Annotated in this window: 12 protein-coding genes; 3 read left to right on the forward strand and 9 right to left on the reverse strand. The window is 69.0% G+C overall.

Annotated elements, in window-relative coordinates:
• Positions 1–77: 77 nt before the first annotated feature.
• Together NP80_RS02630 and NP80_RS02635 are read right to left on the reverse strand one after the other, a co-directional pair.
• Positions 78–1,532 (reverse strand): hypothetical protein, encoded by a 1,455-nt coding sequence (locus NP80_RS02630; protein WP_006411466.1) that lies wholly within the window; start codon positions 1,530–1,532, stop codon positions 78–80.
• Between the two features lie 84 nt (positions 1,533–1,616).
• Entirely contained in the window at positions 1,617–2,312 is a 696-nt protein-coding gene (locus tag NP80_RS02635; protein WP_006407913.1) for an MgtC/SapB family protein, read from the reverse strand.
• A gap of 112 nt (positions 2,313–2,424) precedes the next feature.
• Between NP80_RS02635 and NP80_RS02640 the strand changes: the two genes are divergently transcribed.
• Positions 2,425–3,534: an AGE family epimerase/isomerase gene (locus tag NP80_RS02640; RefSeq protein WP_035947916.1), complete on the forward strand. Its 1,110-nt coding sequence runs from the start codon at positions 2,425–2,427 to the stop codon at positions 3,532–3,534.
• On the opposite strand, the gene NP80_RS02645 is transcribed toward NP80_RS02640, so the two are convergent.
• Positions 3,507–5,126: a methyl-accepting chemotaxis protein gene (locus NP80_RS02645; protein ID WP_006407911.1), complete on the reverse strand. Its 1,620-nt coding sequence runs from the start codon at positions 5,124–5,126 to the stop codon at positions 3,507–3,509. The genes NP80_RS02640 and NP80_RS02645 overlap by 28 nt on opposite strands.
• A 247-nt stretch (positions 5,127–5,373) precedes the next feature.
• On the opposite strand from NP80_RS02645, the gene NP80_RS02650 reads away from it, so the two are divergent.
• Positions 5,374–5,817: a PaaI family thioesterase gene (locus NP80_RS02650; protein ID WP_006397391.1), complete on the forward strand. Its 444-nt coding sequence runs from the start codon at positions 5,374–5,376 to the stop codon at positions 5,815–5,817.
• A gap of 110 nt (positions 5,818–5,927) precedes the next feature.
• On the opposite strand, the gene NP80_RS02655 is transcribed toward NP80_RS02650, so the two are convergent.
• The 5 genes from NP80_RS02655 to prpB all read right to left on the reverse strand — a co-directional run bounded on the left by NP80_RS02655 (position 5,928) and on the right by prpB (position 13,154).
• Positions 5,928–6,977, reverse strand: coding sequence for a CaiB/BaiF CoA transferase family protein (locus NP80_RS02655; protein WP_045593018.1), 1,050 nt, complete (start codon positions 6,975–6,977; stop codon positions 5,928–5,930).
• A gap of 162 nt (positions 6,978–7,139) precedes the next feature.
• Positions 7,140–8,330 carry a 2-methylaconitate cis-trans isomerase PrpF gene (gene prpF / locus NP80_RS02660; RefSeq protein WP_006409230.1) on the reverse strand — a complete coding sequence of 397 codons (1,191 nt, stop codon included), beginning with the start codon at positions 8,328–8,330 and terminating at the stop codon, positions 7,140–7,142.
• 25 nt (positions 8,331–8,355) lie between these two features.
• Positions 8,356–10,953 carry a Fe/S-dependent 2-methylisocitrate dehydratase AcnD gene (gene acnD, locus NP80_RS02665; RefSeq protein ID WP_088930133.1) on the reverse strand — a complete coding sequence of 866 codons (2,598 nt, stop codon included), beginning with the start codon at positions 10,951–10,953 and terminating at the stop codon, positions 8,356–8,358.
• A gap of 80 nt (positions 10,954–11,033) precedes the next feature.
• On the reverse strand, positions 11,034–12,206 hold the full coding sequence (prpC, locus tag NP80_RS02670; RefSeq protein WP_006397395.1) for a bifunctional 2-methylcitrate synthase/citrate synthase: 1,173 nt from the start codon (positions 12,204–12,206) through the stop codon (positions 11,034–11,036).
• A 54-nt stretch (positions 12,207–12,260) separates the two neighbouring features.
• Entirely contained in the window at positions 12,261–13,154 is an 894-nt protein-coding gene (prpB, locus tag NP80_RS02675; protein WP_006397396.1) for a methylisocitrate lyase, read from the reverse strand.
• 171 nt (positions 13,155–13,325) lie between these two features.
• Between prpB and prpR the strand changes: the two genes are divergently transcribed.
• On the forward strand, positions 13,326–15,308 hold the full coding sequence (gene prpR, locus NP80_RS02680; RefSeq protein WP_045593022.1) for a propionate catabolism operon regulatory protein PrpR: 1,983 nt from the start codon (positions 13,326–13,328) through the stop codon (positions 15,306–15,308).
• Between the two features lie 68 nt (positions 15,309–15,376).
• Here prpR and NP80_RS02685 read toward each other — a convergent pair whose 3' ends face one another.
• The gene (locus NP80_RS02685; protein WP_006412188.1) at positions 15,377–16,015 is read right to left on the reverse strand and encodes a CGNR zinc finger domain-containing protein; all 639 of its coding nucleotides are present in this window, start codon (positions 16,013–16,015) and stop codon (positions 15,377–15,379) included.
• Positions 16,016–16,107: the final 92 nt, after the last annotated feature.

Consider the following 16,107-nt stretch of genomic DNA (forward strand, 5'->3'; position numbering starts at 1 on the left):
CCTTTGTATCGCGGTGTGCACGCGTCGCCGCGGCCGATTCGTTGCGTGGCGCGGCTCTCGAGGTAGGGTCGGAAGCGTTAGCGCGCGCGGCGAACGCGTTTCGCAGCGGTGTCACGCGACACCGCGCGCTGAAGTCGATCCACCTGCGACAGCAGCGCTTCGTGATGCTCCTGCAGCGTCATCACGCTCGCCTGTTGTGTCGACAAATCGGCCGCCAGCCGGTCGATCCGCAGTTGCTGCGCGGCCGCGTCCTGTTTCAGGTGTGCGATCTGGCGCGTTTGCATGATCAGCGCGACGAGCGTCGCCAGCACGACGATCGCCAGCGCGAGCAGCAGGCGATTCACGCGGCGCTTTTCGCGATCGGCCGAATGTGTCAGCCGCGTCACGTCGGCCTGCAACGCGGCGAGCCGGTCGGACGAGACGAGGCCGCGCGTATCGGGCGCCGTGGGCGACGTGTCGATTGACGGTTTGGTCACGAAGGTCGCTGCGGACGCTGGTGTCGCGGAACCGTCCGCGGGTCGCTCGGCGCTTGAACGCGTGTCCGATGCCGACTGTGGGTCGGCCGGTGCCGTCGCGGCGACCGTCGTCACTGGCTCCTCGGGTACATCGTCGGTCGCGCGCCGCGCCGATGCCGAAGCCGCGCGGCGGGCCTTCGGTGCGGATGGCTCGGAGCGGCGGCGAGCGGCGGGCGTGGCGCGCGTCGCGTCGGCCGCGATTTCGGCGCGCTGCGTGGATGGAATGGCGTCGGCAGCGGCTGACGCTGCCGCGACGCCTGCTTCTGCGATTGCTTCGGCAACCGGCACATCGTCTACCACTGATGCCGGATTGCGTTGCGCCGATTCGTGCGTGTCGCCGGCTGGCGTGACGTTATCGGCATTAGGCGCGCTTTCGTCGTTGCGCGCGGCGGCGTCGGCCACGCGCGTCGCGGCGACGTCTGATGCCGCAACGTCGTCCAGCACGCGCGTACTGGCGTGTGCCGCCGGCGCGTCGACATCGCGATTCGCCGCGGCGTCGTTTGCGCCCGCCTCAGCGGCCGGTATCGGTTCGGTCGTTTTTGCGACCGTCTCATTCGCAGCAACACCATCGCTGGAATGCACGGCGTTCTTCTGCACGTCTGCCGTCATGCCATCGCGGTCTTCCTCGTGCAGAGCTGCGGTCGTCGGCGCAGTCATCTCGTCCGCTCCCGCGACCGAAGCGACCGCCGCTTCGGCCTCGAATCCGTCGAGCGTCGCTTGCCGCGCGCTGTCGCCTTCGGAGCCGTCGCCGCGTTCCGCCGTTGGCGCACTCGCGCGTGCATCGTCGTCGCGACTCGACGGACCCGCAGCCGACACATCGTCGTCCCGCGCGAACACTGGATCGCCAAACAGGTCGAGCGTGCGTTCGTCCCGCGCCGCATCGGCGGCTGCCGCGCGCTCCGGCTGCGCGGCAGCCGCCGATACGCTGGGCGCGGCCGCAGCCGAACGCTGACGCGCGCGTGTCGAAGAACGGTCGGAACGGGAACGAGAGCGCGGCGTGGTAACGGATTCGGTCATGGCAATCGGATAGCGAGGCCCGCGCGGCGCGGACCCGCATGTCGAACGGAATCGGTGGCCGGCCATTGTCGCACGACCTGTCACTTATTCATCGCCCGACGCGCCCTGCCCGTCGTCGAAGCGCGTCACCCCCGGCAGCGCGCGCAGCTTGTCGCAAATCGCGCGAAATTCGAGATCCGATACGCGCGCCAGCGCAATGCGCACGTCGTCGTGTTCGCCGGTTTCGTCCGCGCGCTGCACGATGAACTGCTTCACGCGCGCGCTATCGGGGCCCAGCGCCGCATGCAGCGAATCGAAGGTCAGCGTGCCGCCCAGCACCGTCAACGCGAGCTGGCGCCGCTGCCGCACCGTGAAGTAGCGCCGCTCGAGCGGCTTGAGGCCGGCCAGAATGATCAGGATGATGATCGTCGCGGCAATCGCCCCGACGTACAGCCCGCCGCCGACCGCGAGCCCCACGGCCGCGACCGACCACAGGCTCGCGGCCGTCGTCAGCCCGCGCACGATCTCGCCGCGCAGCAGGATCGACCCCGCGCCGAGAAAGCCGATCCCCGACACGACCTGCGCGGCCATCCGCGACGGATCGAGCTCGACATGTTCGCGACCGAGCACGTCCGCGAAGCCGAACGCCGACACGATCATGATCAGCGCCGAGCCGACGCACACCAGCATGTGCGTACGCAGCCCCGCCGCCCACGACAGCCGTTCGCGCTCGAAGCCGATCACGCTGCCGAGCGCCGCGGCAAGCACGAGCCGCATCACGAGTTCAAGGTTGCCTAGCATCGTATTTATCTCCTTTTTATGGTGCCGGCCGCGCGGAATGTTTTATCCTTGGGCCCGGTCGCGCCGATTCGGGCCGCGCCGACACGAATCGATCCCAGCGCACAACCCCGCCATGTCCGTTTCCGACTCCGCATCCGCCCAGGCCGCCCAATTGCGCCACCACTTCGCGCACGTCGTCTTGCCGATCTGGCGAGGTTCAGGGTTCGACCATACATTACGTTTGCCGTTCGAGGCCGTCGATCCGGCCACGCATGCGCCGCTGCCCGTCACGCGCTATCGCGCGATGGCCTGTGCGCGGCAGCTGTTCGTGTTCGCGCAGGCCGGCGATGCCGCGCACGCGGCCGTGCTGTTCGACACGCTGCGCAGCCGCTTCCGCGACGCGCAGCACGGCGGCTGGTTCTACAGCGTCGATGCGCACGGCGCACCGCTCGACACGACGAAGGATCTGTACACGCACGCATTCGTCGTCTTCGCGTGCGCCGCATGGTATGCGGCATCGGGCGACAGCGACGCGCGCACGGTTGCCGAGGAGACGGCCGCGCTGATTCAGGACCGCTTTGCGCCGCAGCCGGGCGACGCGCTGCTCGACGCCGCGCGCGCGGCCGACTTCTCGTCGTCGGGCAGCGGCGCGCTGCAGAATCCGCTGATGCATCTGACCGAAGCATGGCTCGCGGCCGCCGACGCATTCGGCGATACCGCATTCGACGATGCGCTGGCACGCACCGCAGCGGCCGTCGAACGCACGTTCGTCGATCCGGCGACCGGCTGCATCGCCGAACTGCCGCTCGGCGCGGCCGACAACCGTTTCGAGCCCGGCCATCAGTTCGAATGGTTTTATCTGGTCGATGCGGCCGGCGCACGGCTCGCGCAAACGACGCTCCGCGACGCGCTCACGCGCGCGTTCGCGTTCGCGGAACGACACGGCGTCGATCCGCAGACGGGCGGCGTCTGCGCGGCGCTCGACGCACAAGGCACCTGCATCGACGGCACGCAGCGGATCTGGGCGCAGACCGAATACCTGCGCGCGTTGGCAACGCACGGCGGCACGCCGGCGTCCGCGCCGCTCGCGACGCAGATCGCGCGCTTCGCCGCGCGCTTCCTGCATCCGCGCGGCTGGTTCGAATGCAAGACGGCCGACGGCCAGGTGTCGCGCGCCGACATGCCGTCGACGACGCCGTACCACCTCGCGACCGCTTACGCGGCGCTGCCGACCGGCGCGTAACGCGGCTCGGCGGCCGACGTCGCGATGCGCGGCGCATACGCCCCGCGCGCGTCGCCGAGCTCGAAGACCGACACCGCGCGCATCAGCTGCGCGGTCTGTTCGTTCAGCGACGCCGCAGCCGCGGCGACTTCCTCGACGAGCGCAGCGTTCTGCTGCGTCAGCTGATCCATCTGCGTGACGGCCTGATTCACCTGCTCGATGCCGGACGTCTGCTCGACCGACGCGGCCGTGATCTCGGACATCGTCTGCACGACGCGCGTGATCGACTCCGACACGGTGCGCATCGCGTCGCCCGCGCGTTCGACGAGTTCCGCGCCGCCGTTGATCTGCGCGACCGATTCCTCGATCAGCGCCTTGATCTCCTTCGCGGACTGCGCGCTGCGCTGCGCGAGCGAGCGCACTTCGCCGGCGACGACCGCGAACCCGCGGCCCTGCTCGCCGGCGCGCGCCGCCTCGACCGCCGCATTGAGCGCGAGGATGTTGGTCTGGAACGCGATGCCGTCGATCACCGAAATGATCTCCGCGATCCGGCCCGAACTTTGCGCGATGCCGCGCATGCGCTCGATCACGCTGTCGACCACGCCGCCGCCGTGGCTCGTCGCTTCGAGCGCCGCGTCGGCCAGCGCGCTCGCGGCCCGCGCGCTGTCGGTGTTCTGCCGGACCGTCGCGGTCAGTTCTTCCATGCTCGCCGCGGTTTCCTCGAGCGACGCGGCCTGCGTGCCGGTACGCGCGGACAAGTCCGCGTTGCCCCCCGCGATTTCGCCCGCGCCGACGTGAATCGCATCGGACGCCTGCCGCACCGTGCGCACGGTATCGGCGATGCTGGCCTGCATCGCCGCGAGGCCGCGCAGCATCCGGTCGATTTCGAACACGCCGCGCGCGCGCACCGCTTCGTCGAGGCGGCCCTGCGCGATCCGCTCGAAGTGCCGGCCCGCCTCGTCGAGCGGCGCGACGACCGCACGTCGCGCGGCCGCGTAGATCGCCGCGCTGGTCGCGAGCATCGCGATCAGCAGCACGATGCCGACCCACTTGAACCACTGCATGCCGCCGTCGATCGTGTCGAGTGCGCTGCGGCTCGACGCGGCGCCGTAGTCGGCGAAACGGCGCAGTTCGGCGACGTACGCGTCCTGGAAGCGTTGCGTCGGCTGATCGAGGAAGGCCTGGATATTGTCGGCGTCGAGAAACTGCACGAGTTCCCCGAGCGCGCCGCGCAGCGCGCGATATCGCTCGACGAGCGCCGCGACGCGCGCGCGGTTCGCGTCGTCGACGGGCTGCGCGGACGTCAGCACGGCAAACGCCTTGTCGGCCTCGACGAGCGAGTCGCTGGCATGGCGAATGATGTCGTCGGGCTTCGGGCCGCCGCGCACCATCCGCGTGCCGGCGCGCGACAGGTTCACGCGCGCGTCGAGCAGCCGTTCCGTCGCCTGATTGGCGGAATCGACCTGCGCGATCGCGACGTTCGACAGATCGTCGACGCCGCTGCGCGTCGACGCGAGCGCCCAGAAGCCGAGCGCTTCGATCGCGAACAGAAAGACGCAGAACACGGTCAACACGCCGAGCAGACCCGACGCGAGCTTGATTTTTCCGAACATGGAGAATTCCTGGAGAGCGGACGATGGAGCAATGCCCCGGCATTAGCGGCAATTCTTCGGCCGACTTTAGCTACCTTTCAGTCATTCCGATGGAATCGCCCTCGGACGATGCGCCCCACCGCATTCGACGCAATAATCGCGTCGCATCGCGCCGCCGATCGCAAGAAACGCGGACGAATTTCCTTGCTTATCGGCAGCCCCCTTCCTAGAGTTCAGCGCAAGCGGCCACACATTGCGAGGAAAGTCGATGACCGACATCGTGGACCACGCGCGCGGCGCATTGCGCGCGCAACCGTTCAGCATGCTGCTCGGCACGGAGCTGATGCATATCGGCGACAACGAAGTGTCGCTGTGTCTCGCCGTGCGCGACGAACTGCGGCAGCAGCACGGTTTCGTGCACGGCGGCGTCATCAGCTATCTCGCCGACAACGCGCTCACGTTCGCGGGCGCGCTCGCGCTGGGCCCGCGCGTCGTCACCGGCGAATACAAGATCAACTATCTGCGGCCGGCCGTGAACGGCACGCTGGTCGCGCGCGCGAAGCTCGTCTATGCGGGGCGGCACCAGGCGACGTGCCAGTGTCACGTGTTCGTCATCGACGGCGATCACGAACGGCTCGTCGCGATCGCGCAAGGCACGATCAATCGCGTCGGCGACGGCAAGAATCCGGGCGCGCCGCAGGAAACCGCGTAAGCGCGGTGCGGGCCGCGCGTCGGCTTTCGTGCGGCGCGGCATGCGGCGGCGGGATCGTCGGCACGGTACGGCACGGCGCGTCTCGCCGTCACGGCGGCCCCCGCTTCACCTCACGCGGAATCGTCGTTCAACGGCATGAACCGCGGCGCCACGCGCGCGCGCAGATTGCCGTCGCGGTCGGTGCGATAAAGGCCGCGCGCGACGTTGTGCGGATGGTCGGCCGCGTCGGCCACGCTCAGCACCGGCGCGAAGCACGCGTCGGTCCCTTCGAGCAGCGCGCGCCAATGCGCAGACGGATGCTGCGCGAACACCTCGGCGAAACGCGCCTTCAGCGCGGGCCAGCGCGTGCGGTCGTACTGCGACGCCGGATCGACGTCGGCCAGCCCGAGCCGTTCGATCAGCAGCGCATAGAACGGCGGTTCGAGCGCGCCGATCGTCACGCATTCCCCGTCGGCGCAGCGATACACGTCGTAGAACGGCGCGTCGTGAAACAGGCTCGGCTGCGCGCCGTCGAGCTGGCCGCTCGCACGCGCCCATAGCGCCAGCGTGCCGAGCATCGACACGATGTCGACGATCGCGCCGTCGACGACACGGCCGGGCCCGCCCGCGCGCACGTCGAACAGCGCGCAGGCGATGCCGAACGCGAGGCCGAGCGCGCCGCCCGCATCGCCGACGACGGTCGGCGGCAGGCCCGGCCGGCCGTCGCGAGGCGCGGACAGCGACAGCATCCCTGTCAGCGCGACATAGTTCAGATCGTGTCCGGCAGCCGACGCGAGCGGGCCGTGCTGGCCCCAGCCCGTCATCCGCGCGTAGACGAGCTTCGGATTGCGGCGCGCGCAGGCGTCGGGGCCGAGGCCGACGCGCTCCATCGCGCCGGGGCGCAGCCCTTCGATCAGTGCATCGGCGTGCGCGACGAGGTCCAGTGCGGCCTCGCGGCCGGCGGCGGACTTCAGATCGAGTTCGACGATCGTCTTGCCTTCGCGCAGCAGATCGCCGTCGCGGCTGCGCAAGGCGTCGGGCGCACTCGAACGGCCGGCAGGACGCGCGACCAGCGTGATGCGCGCGCCCATGCCGGCGAGCATCCATCCGGCGAGCGGGCCGGGGCCGAGGCCTTCGAATTCGACGACGTGGACGCCGGAAAGCGGTGCGTCAAGCGACATGCTGTTCTCCCGTCTTCGCGGCCGTTCGATACGAGCGCTTTTCGCGTCTGCGCCGAACCCGTGCGTCGCGGTCGATCGACATTCGCGCTCGCACGCCGCTCAAACAAAAAATCCCCGCGCAGCGACTCCGCTTCACGGGGATCGAATCGATGGCCGGTCGCCTCAGAACGCGTCGCCCGGCACGCGCACCCACCCTTCCATCAGCACGCGCGCACTGCGGCTCATGATCGCCTTCGTGACCGTCCATTCGCCGTTCTCGAACTTCGCCTCCGCACCGACGCGCAGCGTGCCGGACGGATGCCCGAAGCGCACCGCGTTGCGCTCGCCGCCGCCGGCCGCGAGATTGACGAGCGTGCCGGGAATCGCCGCGGCCGTGCCGATCGCGACGGCCGCCGTGCCCATCATCGCGTGATGCAGCTTGCCCATCGACATCGCGCGCACCAGCAGGTCGACGTCGCCCGCGTTCACGCGCTTGCCGCTCGACGCGACATAGTCGGCCGGCTTGGCGACGAACGCGATCTTCGGCGTATGCTGCCGCGTCGCGATCTCGTCGAGCGTGTCGATCAGCCCCATGCGCAGCGCGCCATGCGCGCGGATCGCCTCGAACTTCTCGAGCGCCTTCGCGTCGCCGTTGATCGCGTCCTGCAGCTCGGTGCCCTTGTAGCCGATCGCTTCCGCGTCGACGAAGATCGTCGGAATCCCCGCGTTGATCATCGTCGCCTTCAGCGTGCCGACGCCCGGCACCGTCAGATCGTCGACGAGGTTGCCGGTCGGGAACATCGCGCCTCCCGCGCCCTCTTCGTCGGCGGCCGGATCCATGAACTCGAGCTGTACTTCGGCGGCCGGGAACGTCACGCCGTCCAGCTCGAAATCGCCCGTTTCCTGCACCGCGCCGTTCGTGATCGGCACGTGCGCGACGATCGTCTTGCCGATGTTCGCCTGCCAGATCCGCACGGTCGCGATGCCGTCGCGCGGCACGCGCGCCGGATCGACGAGCCCGCCCGCGATCGCGAACGGGCCGACCGCCGCGGACAGATTCCCGCAGTTGCCGGTCCAGTCGACGAACGCGCGATCGATCGCGACCTGCCCGAACAGGTAATCGATGTCGTGGCCGGGCCGCGCGCTCTTCGAGACGATCACCGTCTTGCTCGTCGACGACGTCGCGCCGCCCATCCCGTCGATCTGCTTGCCGTACGGATCGGGGCTGCCGATCACGCGCAGCAGCAGCGCGTCGCGCGCGGCACCGGGCGCCTGCGCGGCATCCGGCAGATCCTGCAGCCGGAAGAACACGCCCTTGCTGGTGCCGCCGCGCATGTAGGTCGCGGGAATCCGGATTTGAGGAATGTGCGCCATGTTGCGTTGCTCCAGTGTGGTCGGATCAGGCCGCGGCCTGCGACGATTCGAGGAAGTCCTGCGCGAAGCGCTGCAGCACGCCGCCCGCCTCGTAGATCGACACTTCCTCGGCCGTATCGAGCCGGCACGTGACCGGCACGTCGACGCGCTCGCCGTTGCGGCGATGGATCACGAGCGTCAGATCCGCGCGCGGCGTGCGCTCGCCGATCACGTCGAACGTCTCGGTGCCGTCGATGCCGAGCGTCTTGCGGTTCGTGCCCGGCTTGAACTCGAGCGGCAGCACGCCCATCCCGATCAGGTTCGTGCGGTGGATCCGCTCGAAGCCCTCGGCGACGATCGCCTCGACACCCGCGAGCCGCACGCCCTTGGCCGCCCAGTCGCGCGACGAACCCTGGCCGTAGTCGGCGCCCGCGACGACGATCAGCGGCTGCTTGCGATTCATGTACGTCTCGATCGCCTCCCACATCCGCATCACCTTGCCGTCCGGCTCGACGCGCGCGAGCGAGCCCTTCTTCACCGCGCCGTCGACCACCGCCATCTCGTTGACGAGCGTCGGGTTCGCGAACGTCGCGCGCTGTGCGGTCAGGTGATCGCCGCGGTGCGTCGCGTACGAGTTGAAGTCCTCTTCCGGCAGGCCCATCTTCGCGAGGTATTCGCCGGCCGCGCTGTCCGGCAGGATCGCGTTCGACGGCGACAGGTGATCGGTCGTGATGTTGTCGCCAAGCACCGCGAGCGGACGCATGCCCTTCAGCGTGCGCTCGCCGGCCAGCGCGCCTTCCCAGTACGGCGGACGGCGGATGTAGGTACTCTGCGGCCGCCAGTCGTAGAGCGGCGCCGCGCGCTCGCCCGCGTCGGCCGCGCGCGCGAACATCGGCTCGTAGACGGTGCGGAACTGCTCGGGCTTCACGCTCGACGCGACGATCGCATCGATTTCCTCGTCGGTCGGCCAGATGTCCTTCAGCGTGACGGGCTTGCCGTCCCGGTCGTGGCCGAGCACGTCCTGCTCGATGTCGAAGCGGATCGTGCCGGCGATCGCATATGCGACGACGAGCGGCGGCGAGGCGAGGAACGCCTGCTTCGCATACGGATGGATGCGCCCGTCGAAGTTGCGGTTGCCGGACAGCACGGCCGTCGCGTAGAGGTCGCGCTCGACGATTTCCTGCTGGATTGTCGGATCGAGCGCACCGGACATCCCGTTGCAGGTCGTGCACGCGAACGCGACGATGCCGAAGCCGAGTTTCTCGAGCTCGGGCAGCAGGTTCGCTTCCTTCAGGTACAGCTCGACGGCCTTCGAGCCCGGCGCGAGCGAGCTCTTCACCCACGGCTTGCGCACGAGGCCGCGCGCGTTCGCGTTGCGCGCGAGCAGGCCCGCCGCGATCACGTTGCGCGGGTTGCTGGTGTTCGTGCAGCTCGTGATCGCGGCGATGATCACGGCGCCGTCGGGCATCTCGCCCGGCTTCTCTTCCCACTGGCCGGCGATCCCGCGCGCGGCGAGGTCGGAGGTCGGCAGCCGCTTGTGCGGATTCGACGGGCCGGCCATGTTGCGCACGACGCTCGACAGATCGAACGTCAGCGTGCGCTCGTATTGCGCGTGCTGCAGCGTGTCGGCCCACAGGCCCGCTTCCTTCGCGTAGGTCTCGACGAGCTTCACCTGTTCGTCGCTGCGGCCGGTCAGACGCAGATAATCGAGCGTCTGGCCGTCGATGAAGAACATCGCGGCCGTCGCGCCGTATTCGGGCGCCATGTTCGAGATCGTCGCGCGATCGCCGAGCGTCAGGCTCGCCGCGCCTTCGCCGCGGAATTCCAGATACGCGCCGACCACCTTCTCCTTGCGCAGGAACTCGGTCAGCGCGAGCACGATGTCGGTCGCCGTGATGCCGGGCTGGCGCTTGCCGGTCAGCTCGACGCCGACGATGTCGGGCAGCCGCATCCACGATGCGCGGCCGAGCATCACGTTCTCCGCCTCCAGCCCGCCGACGCCGATCGCGATCACGCCGAGCGCATCGACGTGCGGCGTGTGGCTGTCGGTGCCGACACAGGTGTCCGGATAGGCGACGCCGTCCTGCACCTGGATCACCGGCGACATCTTCTCCAGATTGATCTGATGCATGATGCCGTTGCCCGGCGGAATCACGTCGACGTTCTCGAACGCCTTCTTCGTCCACTCGATGAAGTGGAAGCGATCCTCGTTGCGGCGATCCTCGATCGCGCGGTTCTTCGCGAACGCATCCGGATCGAAGCCGCCGCATTCGACCGCGAGCGAGTGATCGACGATCAGTTGCACGGGCACGACCGGGTTCACCTTGGCCGGATCGCCGCCGCGCTCCGCGATTGCGTCGCGCAGGCCGGCGAGGTCGACGAGCGCGGTCTGGCCGAGGATGTCGTGACACACGACGCGCGCCGGGAACCACGGAAAATCGCGCTCGCGCTTGCGCTCGACGATCTGCTTCAGCGAATCGGCGAGCATCGCCGGATCGCAGCGGCGCACGAGGTTCTCGGCGAGCACGCGCGACGTGTACGGCAGCGTGTCGTAGGCGCCGGGCGCGATCGCCTCGACCGCGGCGCGCGTGTCGAAGTAGTCCAGCGACGTGCCGGGCAGGGGTTTGCGGTAGGCGGTATTCATCATGTGGGGGAAATCGAAGTGGGGCGTGCGGCGCGCACCGGCCGCCCGCGGAACGGGCGCCGGCGCGCGCGGCCGGTGTTTCAGCGCTTCTCGATCGGCACGAACTGCAGATCGTCCGGGCCCGTGTAGTTCGCGCTCGGGCGGATGATCTTGTTGTCGACGCGCTGCTCGATGATGTGCGCGGCCCAGCCGGACGTACGCGAGATCACGAACAGCGGCGTGAACATCGCGGTCGGCACGCCCATCATGTGGTACGACACCGCGCTGAACCAGTCGAGGTTCGGGAACATCTTCTTCGCGTCCCACATCACCGATTCGAGGCGCTCGGCGATGTCGTACAGCTTCAGGTCGCCCGCTTCCTTCGACAGCTTGTGCGCGACGCCCTTGATCACCTTGTTGCGCGGATCGGAGATCGTGTAGACCGGGTGCCCGAAGCCGATCACGACTTCCTTGTTCTCGACGCGGCGGCGGATGTCGGCTTCCGCCTCGTCCGGCGAGCGGTAGCGGCTCTGGATTTCATACGCGACCTCGTTCGCGCCGCCGTGCTTCGGCCCGCGCAGCGCGCCGATCGCGCCGGTGATCGCCGAGTACATGTCGGAGCCCGTGCCCGCGATCACGCGGCCCGTGAACGTCGACGCGTTGAACTCGTGCTCCGCGTACAGGATCAGCGACGTGTGCATCGCGTCGACCCACGACTTCGACGGCGTCTTGCCGTGCAGCAGGTGCAGGAAGTGGCCGCCGATCGAGTCGTCGTCGGTTTCCGTTTCGATCCGCTTGCCGTTGTGCGAGAAGTGATACCAGTACAGCAGCATCGAGCCGAGCGAGGCCATCAGGCGATCCGCGATATCGCGCGCGCCCGGCAGGTTGTGGTCGTCCTTCTCCGGCAGCACGGTGCCGAGCACCGACACGCCGGTGCGCATCACGTCCATCGGATGCGCGGACGCCGGGATTTGCTCGAGGACCGCCTTCAGCGCGTTCGGCAGTCCGCGCAGCGCGCGCAGCTTCGCCTTGTAGGCGGCGAGTTCGGTCAGGTTCGGCAGCGTCTCGTGCACGAGCAGGTGCGCGATCTCCTCGAACTCGCACGATTCCGCGACGTCGAGAATGTCGTAGCCACGGTAGTGCAGGTCGTTGCCGGTCTTGCCGACCGTGCACAGCGCCGTGTTGCCGGCCGTCACGCCCGACAGCGCGACCGACTTCTTCGGCTTGAATGCGCCTGCGGCGGCCGGTGCTGCTGCGTCTTTCGTCTCGCTCATGTTTCCGTTCTCCTGTATCCAGATAGGCAGATTCGTCGTCGCCACGCGGGCCGCTTACTTCTTGCCCTGCGCAAACAGCTCGTCGAGCTTGCGTTCGTATTCGTGATAGCCGAGGAAGTCGTACAGCTCGGCGCGCGTCTGCATCGTCGGCACGGCCGCCTTCTGCGTGCCGTCGCGGCGCACCGTCTCGTAGAAATTCAGCGCAGCCTTGTTCATCGCGCGATACGCGCCGCAGCAGTAGAGCGCGATGTCGACGTTCGCCTCGCGCAGCTCGTCGACCGTGAACAGCGGCGTCGAGCCGAATTCCGTCAGGTTCGCGAGGATCGGCACCTTCACCGCGGCCTTGAAGCGGCGGTAGTCGTCGAGCGTCTTCATCGCCTCGGGGAAAATCATGTCGGCGCCGGCTTCGACGTAGGCGACCGCGCGTTCGATCGCCGAATCGATGCCTTCGGCCGCAGCCGCGTCGGTGCGCGCCATGATCACGAACTGGTCGTCGGTACGCGCGTCGACGGCGGCCTTGATGCGGTCGACCATCTCGTCGGTCGGCACGCACTCCTTGCCCGGACGGTGGCCGCAGCGCTTCTGGCCGACCTGGTCCTCGATATGCACGGCCGCGACGCCCGCGTTGATGAACGAGCGGATCGTGCGCGCGATGTTGAAGGCGCCGCCCCAGCCGGTGTCGATGTCGACGAGCAGCGGCAGGTCGGTCGCGTTGGTGATCCGGTTCGCGTCGATCAGCACGTCTTCCATCGTGCTGATGCCGAGATCGGGAATGCCGAGCGAGTTCGCGGCGACGCCGCCACCCGACAGATAGACAGCCTTGAAGCCGACGGCCTGCGCCATCTTGGCCGCGTACGCGGTGATCGCGCCGACCACCTGCAGCGGCTGCTCGGCCGCGACTGCCGCGCGGAACTTCGCGCCGGCGCTCTGAAGATGCGTGTTGCTCATGAACGGCCTCCTGAAGGAATGCCCATAGACAGCAAGGACCGGGCCAGCGTCGCTTCGCCGCGCTAACCCGCTGATTCTTAAGCGAACGGCGCCGCAGCCGGCGGCCCGTTTCATTTCAATTCGGAAATCTCGTATTCCAAAAATGAAATCCGGCGCGCATAATCGGCGGCCATGGACCTCTCTCCGATCAAGCCCGCCGGCGCGGCCGACCGCACGGTGCGCCCGCGCATCTGGGCGATGGGCATCAGCCGGCTGCGCGACCTGTTTCGCGAAATCGCCGGCGAATTCGACGAACGCGCGGACGTGCGCATCGTCACGCGCGCGTACGAGGATGCGCTCGGCGCCATCGCCGAGGCCGGCACCGCCCGGCCCGACGTGATCGTCGCGGCCGGCTCGAACGGCGGCTTCCTGAAGACGCGCGCGCAGGTGCCCGTCGTCGTCGTGTCGCCGACCGGCTTCGACGTGATGCAGGCGCTCGCGCGCGCGCGGCGCGATGCGACGCGCATCGCGCTCGTCAGCGCCGGCGACACGCCGCCCGAAGTGCGCCGCTTCGTCGCCGCGTACGGTCTGGACGTGCAGTTTGCGTCATATCAGACCGCACAGGAAGCCGAAGCGTGCGTGCACGATCTGCGCGATCGCGGCATCGAAACGATCGTCGGGCCCGGCCTCGTCACCGATCTCGCGGCGAGCGCCGGGATGGGCGCCGTGTTCCTGTATTCGCACGCATCGGTGCGCAAGGCCGTCGAAACGGCGCTCGAAGTCGCGTACGCGACGCATGCCGAAGCGTTTCGCCGCCAGCGGCTCGACACGCTGCTCCAGCATCTGCGCGACGGCGTCGTCGCGCTCGACGCGCAGGGCCGCGTCGAGGCCATCAACGAAAGGCTCGCGTCGGCGCTCGGCGTCGAGCCGTCGGCCGCGGTCGGGCGCGCACTCGTCGATCTGCGGCCGGAGCTGCGCACGCTGCGCGGCGAGGACGGCGAGGCGCTCGCGACCGTGCGCGGCGTCCGCTACGTCGTGCATCGCGGGCCGCTCGTCGACCGCGGCGTCACGTCCGGCAGCGTGCTGACGTTCCAGGAATCGCGCGCGGTCGAGCGGCTCGATCGCGCGCTGCGCTCGCAGCCGAACACGCAGCAGTTCGCCGCGCGCTATTCGCTCGACGACGTCGTCGGCGCGTCCGCGCCGATGACGCGCGTGCGCGAGCTCGTGCGCCGCTACGCCAAATCCGACGCGACCGTGCTCGTGCTCGGCGAAAGCGGCACCGGCAAGGAAATGATCGCGCAGAGCCTGCACGGGCTGTCCGCGCGGCGCAGCTATCCGTTCGTCGCCGTCAATTGCGGCGCGTTTCCGGAAGCGCTGCTCGAAAGCGAGCTGTTCGGCTACGAGGAAGGCGCGTTTACGGGTGCGCGGCGCGGCGGCAAGACCGGCCTGTTCGAAGCCGCGCATCGCGGCACGCTGTTTCTCGACGAGATCGGCGAAATGCCGCCGTCGCTGCAAAGCCGGCTGCTGCGCGTACTGCAGGAGCGCGAGGTGATCCGCCTCGGCTCGACCGAACCGATCCGGATCGACGTACGCGTGATCGCCGCGACGCACCGGCCGCTGCTCGCGGCCGTCGAGGCCGGCACGTTCCGCGCCGATCTCTATTACCGGCTCAACATCCTGAACGTCGGCCTGCCGCCGCTGCGCGAACGCGCGGCCGACATTCCCGCGCTCGCCGCGACGCTGCTCGTGCAGGCCGCGCGGCGCGAGCCGCGGCTCGCGGAGCGGCTGCGCGACGCCGACGATGCGGCGCGCGTGCTCGGCGCGGTGCAGCCGACGCTCACGCGCTACCGGTGGCCCGGCAACGTGCGCGAATTGCAGAACGTGATCGAGCGGATCGCGGTGGAGCTCGCCGAAGCGGCCGACGAAGGCGATGCGGCCGCGCCCTGCGCGGCGCTCGCGCCCGACGCGCTGCAAACGATCGCGCCCGAGCTGTTCGCCGCGCCGCCCGACGGCGGCGACGCCGAGGACGCACAGACGCTGCAGGCACGCCGCCGCCGCGCGGAAGCGGACGAGATCCGCGCGGTACTCGACGCCTGCGGCGGCGACCGCGATCGCGCGTGCGCGATGCTCGGCATCAGCAAGACGACGCTTTGGCGGAAGTTATCGGTGAAATAACGGCGAGTCGCACGACGTTGCGGGATGCCGCGGCGCTACGACGCGCCGGCGCGCCGGCATGGCGGCCATCAGTCCGCCTTGTGATAGTGACGGTACGCCTTTGCGCGATTGCCGCACGACGACATCGAGCACCAGCGGCGGCTGCCGTTCTTGCTGTCGTCGACGAACAGCCATTGGCACGCGTCGTTCGCGCACCGCTTCACCTTCGCAAGCCGTACGCCGCCGAGCAGGTCGGTCGCCGACCACAGCACGGGGCTCAGCAGCGCGCCAAGCGTCGCGCCCGGCGGCTCGATCCGCCACGCATAGCGGCCGTCCACGCGCGCCAGCGCGACGCGCGGCGACGCTTCCGCGAGAAACGCGCCTACCTGTTTCAGATCCTCGGCCTGCGGCTCGCGCTGCTCCGCCTGCGCAAGGAACAACCGATACAACGCCTCGCGCAACGCGAGCGCATGCGCAAGCCCGGCCGGCCCGTCGTCGATCCCTGCGCGGCACGCGTCGGCGACACAAGCAGGCACGCCGGCCTGATCGCGACACCACGCGAACAGGTCGTCAATCGTCCGCAAGGTTTCGGTCGGCGGCTCGGTGCCGCGCCAATACAACGTGTTCGCGAAATCGATGCTCAGAGTGTCGGCCGGTGCCGGAATCAGGCAGTCCGGCCCGGTAGGGGCGCGTCGGGCATTCATGTCGGCGATCGTACTAACCGCCATGCCGGTTGACAAGCGTCGAAACGGTTCCTAGCATAACCGGCATGGTGGTTAAAAACGGTTTGCTGCACTGACGTCCCCCTTCAGTCCAAGGA

The organism is Burkholderia multivorans ATCC BAA-247, from assembly GCF_000959525.1.
In the GTDB taxonomy this organism is placed as follows: domain Bacteria; phylum Pseudomonadota; class Gammaproteobacteria; order Burkholderiales; family Burkholderiaceae; genus Burkholderia; species Burkholderia multivorans.

What these genes read in the sequence shown, in the direction of transcription:
- NP80_RS02630 (WP_006411466.1), bottom strand. Translation starts at nt 1,532, where the DNA reads ATGACCGAATCCGTTACCACGCCGCGCTCTCGTTCCCGTTCCGACCGT.
- NP80_RS02635 (WP_006407913.1), bottom strand. Translation starts at nt 2,312, where the DNA reads ATGCTAGGCAACCTTGAACTCGTGATGCGGCTCGTGCTTGCCGCGGCG.
- NP80_RS02640 (WP_035947916.1), top strand. Translation starts at nt 2,425, where the DNA reads ATGTCCGTTTCCGACTCCGCATCCGCCCAGGCCGCCCAATTGCGCCAC.
- NP80_RS02645 (WP_006407911.1), bottom strand. Translation starts at nt 5,126, where the DNA reads ATGTTCGGAAAAATCAAGCTCGCGTCGGGTCTGCTCGGCGTGTTGACC.
- NP80_RS02650 (WP_006397391.1), top strand. Translation starts at nt 5,374, where the DNA reads ATGACCGACATCGTGGACCACGCGCGCGGCGCATTGCGCGCGCAACCG.
- NP80_RS02655 (WP_045593018.1), bottom strand. Translation starts at nt 6,977, where the DNA reads ATGTCGCTTGACGCACCGCTTTCCGGCGTCCACGTCGTCGAATTCGAA.
- prpF (WP_006409230.1), bottom strand. Translation starts at nt 8,330, where the DNA reads ATGGCGCACATTCCTCAAATCCGGATTCCCGCGACCTACATGCGCGGC.
- acnD (WP_088930133.1), bottom strand. Translation starts at nt 10,953, where the DNA reads ATGAATACCGCCTACCGCAAACCCCTGCCCGGCACGTCGCTGGACTAC.
- prpC (WP_006397395.1), bottom strand. Translation starts at nt 12,206, where the DNA reads ATGAGCGAGACGAAAGACGCAGCAGCACCGGCCGCCGCAGGCGCATTC.
- prpB (WP_006397396.1), bottom strand. Translation starts at nt 13,154, where the DNA reads ATGAGCAACACGCATCTTCAGAGCGCCGGCGCGAAGTTCCGCGCGGCA.
- prpR (WP_045593022.1), top strand. Translation starts at nt 13,326, where the DNA reads ATGGACCTCTCTCCGATCAAGCCCGCCGGCGCGGCCGACCGCACGGTG.
- NP80_RS02685 (WP_006412188.1), bottom strand. Translation starts at nt 16,015, where the DNA reads ATGGCGGTTAGTACGATCGCCGACATGAATGCCCGACGCGCCCCTACC.